12 protein-coding genes are annotated in these 15,536 nt (G+C 59.8%); all 12 read left to right on the top strand.

All coding sequences use genetic code 11. From position 1 onward, the window contains the following. Window position 1 precedes the first annotated feature (1 nt). Window positions 2-904: a lytic transglycosylase domain-containing protein gene (locus AC1RLZ_RS19775; protein ID WP_493190115.1), complete on the top strand. Its 903-nt coding sequence runs from the start codon at window positions 2-4 to the stop codon at window positions 902-904. Between the two features lie 209 nt (window positions 905-1,113). Next, window positions 1,114-2,877 carry a relaxase/mobilization nuclease domain-containing protein gene (locus tag AC1RLZ_RS19780; RefSeq protein WP_493190008.1) on the top strand — a complete coding sequence of 588 codons (1,764 nt, stop codon included), beginning with the start codon at window positions 1,114-1,116 and terminating at the stop codon, window positions 2,875-2,877. Between the two features lie 44 nt (window positions 2,878-2,921). Beyond that, a complete protein-coding gene (locus AC1RLZ_RS19785; RefSeq protein WP_493190009.1) occupies window positions 2,922-4,913 on the top strand; it encodes a conjugal transfer protein TraG in 1,992 nt (663 codons plus the stop codon). A 4-nt stretch (window positions 4,914-4,917) separates the two neighbouring features. Further along, window positions 4,918-5,343, top strand: a complete 426-nt coding sequence (locus AC1RLZ_RS19790) for a ribbon-helix-helix domain-containing protein (protein WP_493190010.1) — start codon at window positions 4,918-4,920, stop codon at window positions 5,341-5,343. Window positions 5,344-6,122: 779 nt separating this feature from the next. Further along, a complete protein-coding gene (locus AC1RLZ_RS19795; RefSeq protein ID WP_493190011.1) occupies window positions 6,123-6,455 on the top strand; it encodes a DUF2946 family protein in 333 nt (110 codons plus the stop codon). A 51-nt stretch (window positions 6,456-6,506) separates the two neighbouring features. Next, window positions 6,507-8,684, top strand: a complete 2,178-nt coding sequence (locus tag AC1RLZ_RS19800) for a TonB-dependent receptor family protein (protein ID WP_493190012.1) — start codon at window positions 6,507-6,509, stop codon at window positions 8,682-8,684. A gap of 1,971 nt (window positions 8,685-10,655) precedes the next feature. Beyond that, entirely contained in the window at window positions 10,656-12,059 is a 1,404-nt protein-coding gene (locus tag AC1RLZ_RS19805; protein WP_493190013.1) for a cytochrome ubiquinol oxidase subunit I, read from the top strand. Window positions 12,060-12,064: 5 nt separating this feature from the next. Then, window positions 12,065-13,069: a cytochrome d ubiquinol oxidase subunit II gene (gene cydB / locus AC1RLZ_RS19810; RefSeq protein ID WP_493190116.1), complete on the top strand. Its 1,005-nt coding sequence runs from the start codon at window positions 12,065-12,067 to the stop codon at window positions 13,067-13,069. Then, complete coding sequence (locus AC1RLZ_RS19815) at window positions 13,069-13,185, top strand: DUF2474 family protein (protein ID WP_493190014.1); 117 nt, start codon at window positions 13,069-13,071, stop codon at window positions 13,183-13,185. Before cydB ends, AC1RLZ_RS19815 begins: the two co-directional genes overlap by 1 nt. A 777-nt stretch (window positions 13,186-13,962) precedes the next feature. After that, the gene (trbB, locus tag AC1RLZ_RS19820; protein ID WP_493190015.1) at window positions 13,963-14,946 is read left to right on the top strand and encodes a P-type conjugative transfer ATPase TrbB; all 984 of its coding nucleotides are present in this window, start codon (window positions 13,963-13,965) and stop codon (window positions 14,944-14,946) included. Next, the gene (locus AC1RLZ_RS19825) at window positions 14,943-15,269 is read left to right on the top strand and encodes a TrbC/VirB2 family type IV secretion system protein (RefSeq protein WP_493190016.1); all 327 of its coding nucleotides are present in this window, start codon (window positions 14,943-14,945) and stop codon (window positions 15,267-15,269) included. The genes trbB and AC1RLZ_RS19825 overlap by 4 nt, the downstream gene beginning before the upstream one ends. Further along, a complete protein-coding gene (locus AC1RLZ_RS19830) occupies window positions 15,269-15,532 on the top strand; it encodes a VirB3 family type IV secretion system protein (RefSeq protein WP_493190017.1) in 264 nt (87 codons plus the stop codon). The genes AC1RLZ_RS19825 and AC1RLZ_RS19830 overlap by 1 nt, the downstream gene beginning before the upstream one ends. Window positions 15,533-15,536 lie beyond the last annotated feature (4 nt).

Raw genomic sequence — 15,536 nt, forward strand, 5'->3', positions numbered from 1 at the left:
GGTGCGCATCTCGCTGTCTCGATCTGCCATTCCTCTGTTCGACCGGATGCTGCACTATTCCTCCGTCCCGACCAACATTCGCTACGCCGCCGCGCGCAGCGGCGGTCCAGGGCGGCCGCAAGGCCGGCGCGAAGCAGCTTTACCCTGGACGGGCGCGAGTACGGTGGCATGTTTGCGTCGTTTAGGGACGGCATCTTGTACCTTCGTGATGGTGTTGTCGTTTGCGATCGTGCCGGTGAATACCGCACAGGCTGATAATGCATCAACCAGACATCCGGCGAGCGCACGGTCTTCCCGATCGTTTGCGAATCTGATCGAAGAGGCCTCCCGTCGTTTCGGCATATCGGCGCGCTGGATCCGCGCCGTGATGACCGTGGAAAGCGCAGGCGATGTGCGCGCCAGGTCGCCAAAGGGTGCGATGGGGTTGATGCAGATCATGGCCGAGACCTGGGCAGACCTGCGCATCCGCCATCACTTCGGCAATAATCCTTACGATCCGCGCGACAACATTCTGGCCGGTGCCGCGTATCTCCGCGAGCTGCACGACCGCTATGGCTCGCCCGGTTTCCTCGCCGCATACAATGCGGGACCAGGACGCTACGAACAATATCTCGCGGGGCGTCCATTGCCGGCCGAGACCCGTGCCTATGTCGCAACGCTTGCTCCGTTGTTCGGTGGTGGTGAACTCGCCGTTCCGATCGCTGTTGCAGCCGTTCGTTCGAAGTCATGGACTGAGGCGCCGCTGTTCATCGGGCAACCCGAACGCGCAACCGCTGCTGATCGCGTGTCGGCTGAGCGTCGATCGGACCCCGCTCCGGTGGGCGATCCAATGCGCAGTATCCCTGCGCTCGTGCCGCAAGCGCGCAGCCTATTTGTTGCTCGGTCCAGTGCGGGAGGCCTCTAATGGCGGGATGTGTAGTCTGGCGCACCATGGAGTGCTCCGGGATAGGAACGGGGGGAAGGCGAAGGCAGCAGGGAAGCACGACAGCGGGACGGCGAGATAAAAGCGGCTCGCCGGTCGGTCGGGGCGCGTGCCGCGCATGATGCTTTCACCAATGAATTCAACTGTATTTTCGGCACTCCTTTCCATTCCGCGATTGTGGAGCCTTTGCCATGAGTGCGGGCGACAGCGATTTACGAGTCCGGCCTGGCCGCATCCGCGGGACACGAGCGCCGAAGCCAAAGAGCTTCATCAATCAAGTGCTGCGCGCGGCGAAGAAGGCCGGTCCCAGCCCCAGTATTGCGCCTGGGGGGAAGCGCTCCTCAAGCTATGGGCGCTCGACCTTCGGGCGCGGCCGGATCAGTTTTAGCCGCAGCCGCCTGTTCAGTCCGGCGCGGCGCGTGGTGGTGAAGGCGCGCGTCGTCCGCCATCAGGGCCGCTCGTTCCGTTCCGCGCCGCTGACCGCTCATCTTTCGTACCTCAAGCGCGACGGCGTCACCCGCAACAGTGAGAAGGCGGCGATGTTCGATGCCGGTAGTGACCACATTGACGACGCAGGTTTCGCGGATCGCTGCAAGGACGACCGGCATCATTTCCGCTTCATCGTCTCGCCCGAGGACGCCGGCGAGTTGACCGATCTCAAAGCCTTCACGCGCGACCTCGCGAGACAAATGGAAGTCGATCTCGATACTCGGCTCGATTGGGTCGCCGTCGATCACTGGAACACGGACAATCCGCATGTTCATCTGCTTGTGCGGGGTGTTGATCAGACCGGCGCCGATCTCGTGATCTCGCGAGATTACATCAGCCGGGGCCTGCGCTCGCGCGCCGAGGAGTTGGCGTCTATCGAGCTTGGCCCAAAGCCCGAGCACGAGATCCGCAACGCCCTGGAAAAGGAGATCGCAGCCGAACGCTGGACGCGGCTCGACGTCGAGATCCGTATGGCCGCCGACGAAACCGGCGCCATCGATCTGCGCCCTGAAAATCGCGGCGCGGCTGACCCCGAAATCCGGCGCCTGATGATCGGACGGCTCCAGCATCTGGAGAAGATGGGCCTTGCCGCGCCGGCCGGCCCCGGCGAATGGATGGTCGGGCTGGAGGCCGAGCGCAATCTTCGCGATCTCGGTATGCGCGGCGACATCATCAAGACCATGCACCGCGCTTTCACCGAGCGCGGCGAAGCCCGCGGCGTTGCCGACTATATGATCGATGGTGAGAAGCCGGGATCGCCGATCATTGGCCGGCTGGTTGACATAGGACTCCATGACGAACTGACGGGCGAAGCCTATGCCGTGATCGACGGCACGGACGGACGCGCCCACCACGTTCGCTTCCGGGGCATCGAGGCCTTCGAGCACGCGCCGCCGATCGGCGGCATCGTCGAGATCAGGCGCTTTGGCGGGCCCGACGACCCGCGCCCGATGTTGGTGCTCGCCAACCGCAGCGATTTCGACCTCAACCAGCAGGTCACCGCACCCGGCGCGACCTGGATCGACCGCCGCCTCGTTGAGCGCGATCCGATGCCGCTCGCCATGGGTGGGTTTGGTCGGGAGGCGCGCGACGCCATGCAGGCGCGTGTCGAACATCTCGCAGGCGAGGGGCTCGCCCGGCGGCAGGGTCAGCGCGTCATCATGCAGCGCGATCTCTTGAACACCCTGCGTCAACGCGAACTAGACGCGGTGGGTGCAAAACTCTCAGCCACGACGGGATTGCCGCACTTGAGGGCCGCGACCGGTGAGCATGTGAGTGGCACCTACCGTCAGCGCCTGACGCTCGCCTCCGGCCGCTTCGCCATGATCGACAGCGGCCTCGGCTTCCAGCTCGTGCCTTGGGCGCGCGAGATCGAGAAAAAACTCGGCCAACACGTCGCCGGCATCACGAAGGACGGTGGCGGCATCGAGTGGACCCTTGGTCGCAAACGAGACCTGGGTTTGTAGCTCCATTGTTTCCACAATGCTCAATCACAAAAAGGACGTTCGTCATGTCCGCGACCAAAATCCTCTGGGGCCAGATCACGGTCGTCTTCCTGATCGTGTTACTCACGATCTGGGGCGCCACGCAATGGACGGCGTGGCGACTCGGCTTCCAGCCCGAACTCGGCCGGCCCTGGTTCGAACTCGCCGGGATGCCGGTCTACTATCCGCCGGCGTTCTTTTGGTGGTGGTTCGTCTATGACGCCTATGCGCCACAGGTCTTCGTCGAGGGCGCCTTCATTGCCGCGTCCGGCAGCTTCATCTCGATCGCGGCGGCGATCGGCATGTCGGTTTGGCGGGCGAGGGAGGCGAAGAATGTTGCGACCTATGGTTCGGCGCGCTGGGCTGACCCAGGGGACGTAAAGGCAGCCGGGCTTCTTGGCGCAGATGGCGTCGTGCTGGGTCAATTCGGCCACGATTATCTGCGTCACGACGGTCCGGAGCATGTGCTGTGCTTCGCGCCGACCCGTTCGGGTAAAGGCGTCGGCCTGGTCGTGCCGTCGCTCTTGACCTGGCCGGGCTCGGCCATCGTCCACGACATCAAGGGCGAGAACTGGCAGCTCACTGCCGGCTACCGCTCGCGGCACGGTCGTGTGCTGCTGTTCGATCCGACCAACGCCAAATCGTCGGCGTACAATCCGCTGCTAGAGGTCCGTCGCGGCGACTGGGAGGTGCGAGACGTCCAGAACGTCGCCGACGTGTTGGTCGACCCGGAGGGATCGCTCGACAAGCGGAACCATTGGGAGAAGACCAGCCATTCACTGCTTGTCGGTGCGATCCTGCATGTCCTCTATGCCGAGGTGGACAAGACTCTGGCTGGCGTCGCCGCATTCCTCTCGGATCCCAAGCGGCCGATCGAGACGACGCTGCAAGCGATGATGACCACGCCGCACCTTGGCGGACACGGTCCGCATCCCGTCGTTGCCTCGACCGCACGCGAGTTGCTGAACAAATCTGACAATGAACGATCGGGCGTGTTGTCCACCGCTATGTCGTTCCTCGGCCTTTATCGCGATCCCGTCGTCGCCGATGTTACGTCGCGCTGCGACTGGCGGATTGCCGACCTGATCGCCGATCTCCAACCCGCCACGCTCTATCTCGTCGTGCCGCCGTCCGATATCTCGCGGACCAAACCGCTAATCCGTCTGGTGCTGAACCAGATCGGCCGCAGGCTCACCGAGGATCTGCATGCCAAGGATCGTCGTCACCGTATCCTGATGATGCTCGACGAGTTCCCAGCACTTGGCCGGCTCGACTTCTTCGAATCCGCGCTGGCCTTCATGGCAGGTTACGGCATCAAGAGCTTCCTGATCGCGCAATCGCTGAACCAGATCGAGAAAGCCTACGGCGCCAACAACGCGATCCTCGACAACTGCCACGTCCGCGTCAGCTTTGCCACCAACGACGAGCGCACGGCGAAGCGTGTCTCCGATGCGCTGGGGACAGCGACCGAGATGCGAGCCATGAAGAACTATGCCGGTCACAGGCTGAATCCGTGGCTTGGTCACCTCATGGTCTCGCGGCAGGAGACGGCAAGGCCGCTACTCACGCCGGGCGAGGTGATGCAGCTCCCGCCCACCGACGAGATCGTCATGATTGCCGGTACGCCCCCGATCCGGGCGAAGAAAGCTCGCTATTACGAGGATCACCGTTTCACGGAACGGGTGCTGGCACCGCCAGATCCGGCGAAGTCCGGACGATCGTCGCGGACGGACGGATGGTCATGGCTGAAGCCGCAGACGTCGGACACGGTCTTGCCAGCAGAAAATGAGCGGGCGGACGGGGATGCCGCCAACAGCGGCTTGCGTCGCGAACCCGAGCTTCCCGACCATGTCGCTATCGCCAAGGAGACGACCGACCCGAGGCCAGCGGAAGAGTTTGCCAATTTGCTCGACGACGAGTCGGACGATGCCGCCAGTCAGGCCCGCATTCTGCGCCAGCAGATGCGTGGCGTCGCCCGCCAGGTCTCGCTCGACCCGAACGATGGCATGGAGCTGTAAGACAATGCGGGACCGGATGAATGTGTATTTCCCGCCGGAACTTCTGAAGCAGATCGCCGATCTTGCTGACCGCAAGAAGGTATCTCGATCGGCGATCGTAGAGGCCGCGGTCGCCTCTTTTTTGTCTCCGGACGGAGAGGATCGGCGGGAGGCGGCGTTCGCGCGCCGTCTCGATCGGCTGTCGCGACAAATGCAGAGGCTGGAGCGGGATGTTGGCCTGACAGCCGAGACGCTAGCCTTGTTCGTCCGCTTCTGGTTGACGATCACGCCGCCTTTGCCGAACGACGCGCAGGCGGCCGCCCAGATCAAGGGCCGCGAGAGGTTTGAAGGTTTTGTCGAGACCCTTGGCCGCCGCTTACAGAAGGGCCAGAATTTCTTGCGCGAGATCCCGGACGACATCGTAAGCCAAACGCCAGATGACCAGGACTAAAGCGCTTGTCGGATGATAAGTTCGGTCGCTCTGGTCGATTGCGGTGTTCGAAAGATTGTCAGCGGCTTGAAGAGTTTCAGAAAACGATCTTACCGCGGCGTTGTCGATCCTCTTCCTGGCCGTGAAGCGCCTGTTCTATCAGGCTAGTATCGATCGGGAGGCGTTTGCGAGTTCGCGGTCCGAGGAACCGTCGATTGAAGTGCCGCTTTCTCCGTCGGAGGCAATTCGGCCAAGTGCTCGGATTCAGATCGCCGCTAATTAGGGCTCGATTGGCTGCCGCTGCTATCCATCCGGATTTTCCTTTTCTCTTAACAGAGTAGTTAATCTAAACGCTAACTGAATATCTATTGGTCTAGGCCTATGGCTGGGCGCTTCATGAGCCGATTCGCAGGCTGCAATATAATTTCTCCGGTGACGCTGCTGTCAATCGTGGTTGCGATCTGCATAGGGGGATCGAAGCTCTGCACCTGATCGGCGAGAAACTGAAGCTTGACGGCAGATTTTGGCAGGGGTTGAATTTTGCGGCAGAGTGTCTCGGATCAGCTGGATATGCGTGATCGCTGACTTCATCCTGATTTGGATTATCTCCTACCTGTCATTCAGGGCACGCGCCTAGTCGTTGGTCTTCCAGGCTTCCTCACTGGCTGATGCAATAGGCTGGAAAAGCCAGGTGAGGACAATGTGTCCGTTTGCCAAGTATCGGTCACGTGCTAAGGGGAGGTGGGGTCCTCTTGAAGCACGTTATGTCAAAGCGTCGGACTGGAACACTGGCATCCTTCATGGCTGCCTATGCACTAGTGTTGCACGTTATCATTTCGAGCTTCGTGCTGGCTGCAGTCTCGCCTACCGCCTTTGCTGCAGGCGCCGAAATCTGCGTCAGTCATCCCGATCCTGCCAGTGCTGATGGCCAGGGCGAGACGACCAGCAAGTCAATGGTCCGGTGTCCGCTCTGCGTCGGCAACCATGCGCCGATAACACCTCCGCCAGACATCGCGTTGGCGGTCATCCGTTTTGCTGTCCAGTTCGACCTGCGGCCTCACCTTGAGGCCGCCGAAACGCATGAAGCGCCGTTTTCAAATCACCAGGCAAGGGCTCCTCCGCATTTGGGTTGATCGTTCGCGTCTACGCGTAATCTGAATCAATTCAATCGTTTGGAGTTTCCAATGCTTCCCGTTATGCGGCGGGTGCGCAGCACATTGCTGGCATCCGCAGCCTTGGCTGTGCCCGGTCTGGCCTCCGCACAGCAGACCAGCCTGCCTCCCGTAACCGTCGACGCTCCAGCCGTTGCGCAAGCTACGAAACCGCTTCGGACCACGCGGTCGTCCGGCGGTCCGTCGCGTGTTGTTCGGCGCGCAGCAGCGGCTCCGAGCGCATCGTCGGTATCGTCAGGCGGCACGGCGGTTGCCGATTCGCTTACGGTCCCCACCGCGCAGCAGGCGCTTCGCGAGATCGATCAGACTCCTGGCGGCGTTGCGATCGTCCCCGACACGGCTTTTAAGAATGGTCCCGCCAATACCGTGAAAGACATCCTTGGCTGGGTGCCTGGCGTGATCGTGCAGACGCGCTGGGGACCCGATGGGCGCGTTTCGATCCGGGGATCCGGTCTGTCGCGAAGCTACGGCAATCGCGGCATTAACATCTTCATGGACGGCGTACCGCTGAACACATCGGACGGTCTCTTCGATCTCTTCGAGGTCGATCCAAGCGTCTATCGCTATGTCGAGGTCTATAAGGGGGCAAATGCCCTACGATATGGCGCCAATTCTCTCGGCGGCGCGATCAATTTCGTAATGCCCACCGGGCGGGATGCGCCGGCGATCGAAGCCCGCATTGACGGAGGCAGCTTTGGTTATGTGAAGACACAGACCAGCACCGCGGGCGTCCATGGGCCGGCCGATTATTTTATCACGGCGTCCGCGCAGCGCGAAGACGGCTACCGGGAGCACAGCCGCACTGACACTGAGCGCCTAAACGCGAACTTCGGCTATCAGTTTTCAACAGATGCCGAAACCCGGTTCTACATCAATGCCGGCCGATGGCGCGCGCAAATCCCAGGCGAGGTGACGAAAACTGCGGCTCTCACCAACCCGCGAGCTGCCGACTCCGAATTCGTACGGCAGGACCAGCAGCGGAACATCGATGCGATCCGATTAGCCAACAAGACTACGCTGCGCTTCGACAACACGACGGTCGACCTCGGCATTTTCGGTCTGTCCCGTCACGTCATGCATCCGATCTTTCAGTGGCTCGACTTCACTGCGCAGGACTACGGCGGCTTCGTCCGCGCCACCGACGAGCGATACATCGGAAGTTTCCGCAATCGTTTGACCGCCGGCGTCAACATCCTCAATGGCACGATCGACATCAATCAGTACCAGAACTTGACCGGCGCGGTGAAAGGCGCTCTGGCGTCGTCCAACCTGTGGAAGTCGGACAATCTGACGGCCTATGCGGAGAACTCCTTCTACGTGGTTCCGAGGGTGGCGTTCGTCATGGGCGGCCAATTCCTCCACGCCTCGCGTGAGCAGCAGGACCGCTTCCTGTCGGACGGCAACCAGTCCGGTACCCGCAATTGGGACCTCTTCAGTCCGAAGGTCGGTGTGCTGTGGGACGTCGACCCGACGTGGCAGGTGTTCGGCAACATCTCGCGCAACGCCGAGGTCCCGACGTTCGACGTGAACAGCTTCTCGTCGCCGGCGAGCTCGCACGTCGACGCGCAGACCGGTACGACCTATGAGGTCGGCACCCGCGGTCGACGTCCGGACGTGACGTGGGACCTGTCGTTGTACCGCACCGACTTCCGCAATGAATTCCAATGCCTCACGACTTCGCCCTTCAGCCCCTGCATGGTGGTGAACGCCGATCGCACGGTGCATCAAGGCGTCGAAGCCGGCTTCGGTCTGGCATTTCTGAAGTCAACATACGCGCAGGATGACCGCGTCTGGTTCAACGTAGCGTATACTTACGGCGACTTCCGTTTCGACCGCGACGCGAGATGGGGAAATAACCGCCTGCCGGGTGTGCCGCCGCACTATCTTCGCGCGGAAGTGCTCTACAAACGCCTGAACGGGTTCTATGCTGGGCCAAACGTCGAGTGGATGCCGCAAGCGTTCTTCGCCGACAATGCCAACAGCCTCTCCGTCGATCCATACGCGCTCTTGAACTTCAAGGTCGGCTACGATGTGGGGATCGGGTGGTCCGGCTATGTCGAAGGCCGCAACCTGCTCGACGCCCGCTACATCTCCACCACGATCACGGCCGGCACTGCCACCGCGTCGTCGGCGCTGTTCAATCCAGGGATTGGGCGGGCCATTTATGGCGGCATCCGCTATCGGATGTAACTTCCAAAGGCAGCAGATGGGAAGATTCGAAATATTCGGCGCGTCACTTATTCAGACGATCTGGTAGGATCACATAGCTGATTGGCATGACCATCAGCCACGTCTTTGCGCTGCATATCGTTCTGGCGAGTCTTGTAGCATCGCAGATGTTCGTGATGTCCATTGGCGTGCCGTCGATCTGTTCGATTGACACGTCTGCGGAACGGCAGTCATTACCCGAGCCACACGAGCGTCTTCACCGAGTGCTCTGTGCTATCTGCGTATTCGCAACGTCTGGCGCGAACGCGACCGAGATCGATGCATTTGTAGTCCCGCAGAGTTCATCTTTTCTGATCAAGCCGACGGGATTCCACGCATTGCCCTACACGATTGACATAATCCACGTCGCTCCCAAGGTCCTCTAAGCAGGTTGTAAGTCGTTTCGTCACTTGCAGCCTTTATGGAGAATCCTATGCAACGCTTCCAGAGCGCGCCTTGCGCCGCTTGAGCATCTCTGAATTCACAGAACAACCCTTACTGATATTGCGCTCATCTGTCGAAACGGTACATGCATCGCCGATGGAACTCGCTATCCGCCGTATCGAACGATGGCTTGCGTTCGCAGGGATTACGCGTCAGGCAAGGTCCGTGGAGTCAAACGGATGATGATCGCCTGCGGGAGCTCGTATTCAAGCGCGTTACGAGCCGCGAAATCGCAATCATGCTCAGCCGGAATCTTTCCGCGGTTCGTGGCCGGGCCGTGTCATCGATATGCAGCTTATGCACGCGAGCCAAGTTAGTGCCTGCCGACGAAATCGACGCGCGCGACCTGCCACGCAGAAGTCTGCCAGCTCATCGTATTGAATCGCACATGACGCCCCGTCATCTAATCTTGGAAGTCTCCCACTCGGTATGCACGGGCTGTCTGATCTGGTTTACGGCAGGCTTGCTCACCGGATACAAGGCAACCTCCCACCGGGCGGTGACATCCTTTGCCGAAATTTGATTGTTTTCCGACAGACAAACGCCTGGTCAGTGACCGGAACCGATTGACCGGGAGCTGGTGTTACGACGGGGGATCGATATCGATCTATCGTTGGTCGGAAAGTTGCGCAACTGACACGTGACGGATGAACGGTGTTGTTAATCCGTCTAGACCAGGACTGCAGCACTTTGCGAACGCTTCGGCGGGTGCTGTGTCAATCGCACCCAATCCGCGACCGTCTCTCAAAGTGATATTATTGTTGTTAGTCGATTGACGCGCTCGGATTCTACGCAGCTCATCTTTAGGTGTCTCCACTGCACGGTCTGGTGCCGAGGCGATAAAATCATAGCTCGCTATTCATGCCAAGAGGAATTGCGGTCGAAAGTTCCTCTTCAGCAGAGCGCGGTGTTCACCCGTTATCGTTATAGTGTAGTCGCGATGCGCTGTTTTCCGCGTGGACAAAATGTCCAACCTCAAGCGACGACCAATGGTCAGCGTCATCGTGCCCCCCAAGGCCTATAACTACACATATCGGCGAGATAGAAGCGTTCTCTGGCGGGCCTAGCTCAATCTCGATCTATCTCTTCGCGAAGCGGCTCTGTTCATTTGCATACGCATTGGACATTTTGTCTTATCGATTGCCTCGATTTATCTAACTACAGCATGTGTCCTCGTAGCGCAGTAAAGTTAGAGCGCGAACGATTGCATCAGAGTTGGCATCGCTACGCGCGATGTCAAGATGGAGAGTTTGAATGCCGACTCGAGGCGAGCAGATGTTCAGGCGAGGTCTTCACGTTGTGATTGGCGCGCTAATCGCACTTACGATCGTCCTCGTCGTGGCGCAGCAAAATGAAGCAACGACCGAGAACCCTCCGATAGATTCATCTTCCAAAGCGCGCGTGTTGAAGGGCGTCGAAGACTAAATAGATCGCACTTGTCTCACAAATTTCGCATTGAGCGTCGCTAACGCGACGCAAGGCAGTGCGTGGCATGGGAAAACGGACAGCATGGACGTCGCACTGACACTCGCAAGAATACAGTTCGCATTCACTGTGTCTTTTCACTTTGTCTTTCCAGCATTTTCGATTGGGCTTGCGAGCTTCCTGATGGTTCTGGAAGGGCTCTGGCTGAAGACAGGTCGCGGCGTCTACGCGAATCTGTATCGCTTCTGGTTGAGGATATTCGCTATCGTGTTTGGCATGGGTGTCGTGTCTGGTATTGTAATGTCCTACCAGTTTGGCACCAACTGGTCGGCCTTTTCGGACAAGGCTGGCTCCATCATCGGGCCGCTGATGGCCTACGAAGTGCTCACCGCCTTCTTTCTCGAGGCAGGCTTTCTTGGTGTGATGCTGTTCGGCATCACCAAGGTCGGCCCCAAGCTGCACTTTTTTGCAACCTGCATGGTGGCACTGGGAACGCTGATCTCTGCTACCTGGATCCTGAGCGCAAATAGTTGGATGCACACCCCAACCGGATTTGTCGTCAATGCACGCGGCCAATTTGTTCCTGCGGATGGGTGGTGGCCAATCATCTTCAATCCCAGTTTTCCCTACCGATTGGTGCATACCGTTGTTGCAGCCTATCTGACCACTGCATTCGTGGTCAGCGGTGTTGGCGCATGGCATCTCCTACGCGATCGCGATAATCCGGGCGCGCGCAAAATGTTCGCTATGGGATTCGGTTTGATCGCAGTGCTGGCGCCCCTTCAGATCGTGGCAGGTGATGTTCATGGATTGAACACGCTCGAACATCAGCCAGCGAAGGTTCTCGCCATGGAGGGCCATTATGAAGCCCACCCAAACGGCGCACCATTGATTCTTTTCGGATTCCCAAGCGACACCGATCAGCGCGTAGACTATGCGCTTCAGGTGCCGCGACTGAGTTCGCTGATCCTTAAGCATGACCTCAACGCGCCATTTCCGGGCTTGAAGGACTTTCCGCGTGATCAAAGGCCGCCCACCGCAATCGTGTTTTGGTCGTTCCGCGTTATGGTAGCGATCGGTGTTGCGATGCTTGCGATGGCGGGCTGGGGCATTTGGGCGCGTTTACGCGGCAGATTGTACAGTTCACGTCGTCTGCAATTCGCCTCAGTGTTTATGGCTCCGTCAGGATTTATCGCCGTATTGGCGGGGTGGATCACGACAGAGGTCGGTCGGCAGCCGTGGACAGTTCATGGTCATTTGCTCACGAGCGATTCACGCTCGCCGCTATCTGTTACTGCGGTCGGCGCATCGCTGATGGCGTTCGTCGTCATCTACTTCATCGTGTTCGGTATGGGGGGTTTTTATGTGCTGCGCCTCATGGTTAAGCCTCCGGAGCCGCATGAGCGCGAACCGCGCCGCACCCCGCGCCACGCCGCCGGTATCACGTCGGCCGCGACGCTGTCGGCGCCCCGTCATAAGAAGGTTTGATCAACGTGTTCTCTAGCTTGGACCTCACTATTGCATGGGCAGCGATCATCGGCTTTGGCATTTTCGCCTATGTCGTTATGGACGGCTTTGATTTGGGAATAGGTATTCTGTTTCCGGCATTCGACGTCGGTGCCGAACGCGATGCAGCAATGAATTCCATCGCTCCGGTTTGGGACGGCAACGAAACGTGGCTGGTACTCGGGGGCGGCGGACTTCTCGCCGCATTTCCACTCGCTTATGGGATCATCCTGACAGCGACCTATCCGCTGGTTATCGCGATGTTGCTCGGTCTGGTATTTCGTGGCGTAGCGTTCGAGTTCCGGTGGCGTGATCCGGACCATCGTTTTTGGTGGGACTGGGCTTTCATGTCGGGCTCGCTCACGGCCGCAGTTGCGCAAGGCATGATCCTCGGCGCAATCCTGCAAGGCATCGATGTCCGGGACGAGGCATTTGGCGGCGGTTGGCTCGACTGGCTCACGCCCTTTACAATTCTCACCGGGCTGTCGGTCGCGATCGGATATGCGTTGCTGGGGGCGACATGGCTGATCGGCAAAACTGAAGGTTCCATCCAGGCCCACGCTCGCCGCGTGTCTTTTCGGCTCGCTCTTGCGACGCTGCTCGCCATTGCTGCTGTCAGCACAGCTACACCGTTCCTCGACTACGATTATTGGCGCCGCTGGTTTGCGATGCCCGGCTTTCTGCTGACGTCACAAGTGCCTTTGCTGGTCGTCGCAATGGCGATTGCGCTGTTCTGGTCATTGGGGCGCGGGCTCGAGAAAGTACCGTTCCTGTGCGCGCTTGGCTTGTTTCTGCTCGGGTTCGCTGGTCTGGGTATCAGCATATACCCCTACGTTGTGCCGAGGTCAGTAACGATATGGCAAGCCGCTGCTCCCGCGCAAAGCCAAAGCTTCATGCTAGTGGGTGTGATCATCATTGTCCCGATCATCATCGCTTATACTGCTTGGTCTTATTGGGTTTTTCGTGGGAAAGTCGGCGAAGGATATCACTAATGAAAATCGGCGAAGCCACTACACTTAAGCGGGTCGCGTGGCTGGTCGTGATCTGGGCGCTGAGCATAGTAGCGCTCATTGTCGTTGCGGCACTCATTCACCTTGCGCTAATCTGAGCGTTAAGGCATCTCAGAGCGTAGCAATCGGTATTCTCACGTAGCGCGCTAACGACGGTGTATCGCGCGCGGAGGGTTGTCCGCGACGGATTTCGTGGCTGTGAGCGTCCTGTAATTCTCTCTTGGTTTAACGTACCGTTCTTGAGATGGTCGTACACCGAGCGTCAGGCGCTCGGGTTATCGACGACCGCCCAGACTGAATCCGGGAGGGCGTTGCGAAGCCGTTCGCTGTCGATATCGCGGAGCTGGGTACTCTCGATACGCAATAGTTCAGCCAGCGCGCCCGACGGTGACCAAACCGAAGGCAATGTGAAGATAGGTTGGACTATCGATGCCCGCGGCCTAGTAACGTATTCCTGTGCAGGATTGCACGACGGTGCACTAGCGCCGGGACCAGGATGTCGAGGTAGCGCGATTCAGCCGTGCGAACTTTCTTCAGCTGCCGAGGCCGCCGATCACCTCGCCTGTCCCTCGCTCCCTCTCGACAGTCTCAGCGTCTCAGCTTCTTCCCAATAGCGACGGTCACGGATTACGGTCGGACTAAATGCTAGAGGTTTGATGCGGAACAATCTGGAATAACCTTAGCGGTCGGTGTGGCGATCCAAGCGCTCTACGAGGTGCGAGCCACTTCATTGCCTCAATAGAAAAAGTCTCGCACTCATCTCGCCGAGCCTTTCTATTTCTACGCTAGTCTACGATCGTCTTGGGTGTGTTGTTGCTCAGCGGCAGTTCCTGGTTTTTCTCTTCTCCGCATCAGAGGCACTTCTCAGCGCCTCGATGTTGGGGGCGGCGGTGGCAATTCATTCGGCTCAAGCAGAGGCGATCTCGCGCGGCGCGCGCATGCTCCGTAGCGCACTTGGGCCCGCTATTGCGCGATACCTTGAGGACGCCTCGATCGTCGAGGTGATGCTCAACCCCGATGGCCGGTTGTGGATCGACCGGCTGTCGAACGGCTTGACCGACACAGGAGACACCCTCTCGGCCGCCGACGGAGAACGCATCGTTCGGCTGGTGGCGCACCACGTTGGTGCGGAAGTGCATGCTGGTGCGCCGCGCGTTTCCGCTGAACTGCCCGAGACCGGAGAGCGCTTCGAAGGTCTGCTGCCGCCTGTGGTCGCGGCGCCTGCGTTTGCTATCCGTAAGCCAGCGGTAGCCGTGTTCACGCTCGACGACTACGTCGCCGCCGGCATCATGACCTTGGACCAAGCTGAGGCTTTGCGGCGTTCGGTTGCTAATCGCAGTAACATTATGGTCGCCGGCGGTACCTCCACCGGCAAGACCACGTTGACTAACGCCCTTCTTGCGGAAGTCGCCAAAACCTCCGACCGCGTCGTGCTGATCGAGGATACGCGCGAACTGCAGTGCAAGGCGCCGAACCTCGTGGCTTTACGCACCAAGGACGGCGTGGTCTCACTGTCAGATCTCGTGCGGTCGTCACTTCGTTTGCGACCGGACCGCATCCCCATCGGCGAGGTGCGCGGCGCCGAGGCGCTCGACCTCCTCAAGGCCTGGGGCACTGGCCATCCCGGTGGCATCGGCACCATTCATGCTGGGACCGCGCTCGGCGCATTGCGCCGGCTTGAGCAGCTCATCCAGGAAGCGGTCATCACCGTTCCGCGCGCCCTGATCGCTGAAACCATCAACATCGTTGCCGTGCTTGCAGGCCGCGGCGCGGATCGCCGTCTTACCGAACTCGCTCACGTCACCGGGCTCGGACCCGCCGGCGACTACAGCCTTTCACCAGCAGGAGACCAAACATGAGATCTCGCTCATCTCTTTCCTTACGTGCTTTGTCGCTCACCGTATCGGGAATGGTTCTATTCGCTGCCGCTCCGGCTTGGGCTGCCGGATCCAACATGCCGTGGGAGCAGCCGCTCAATCAGATCCTGCAATCGGTCGAGGGACCGGTCGCCAAGATCATCGCGGTGATCATCATCATCGTCACGGGTCTGACGCTCGCATTCGGCGACTCCTCCGGTGGTTTTCGCCGGCTGATCCAGATTGTGTTCGGCCTGTCTATCGCCTTCGCCGCATCGAGCTTCTTTTTGTCGTTCTTCTCGTTTGGCGGTGGGGTCTTGATCTGATGGACGAGCCCGTCGCTGGCCTCATTGCCCCCGTGCATCGCGCGCTGACCGAACCGATCTTGATGGGGGGCGCGCCCCGGGCGGTCGCCATCGTCAACGGCACGCTCGCAGCCGCCCTTGGTCTCGGTCTGCGGCTCTGGATCGCAGGTCTTCTGCTCTGGGCGATAGGCCATGCGGCCGCCGTGTGGGCTGCCAAGCGTGATCCCGCCTTCGTCGATGTGGTGCGGCGTCATCTGCGCATTCCCGGTCATCTCAGCATTTGAGTTT

This window comes from Tardiphaga sp. GW822-FHT04G09 (assembly GCF_058800725.1).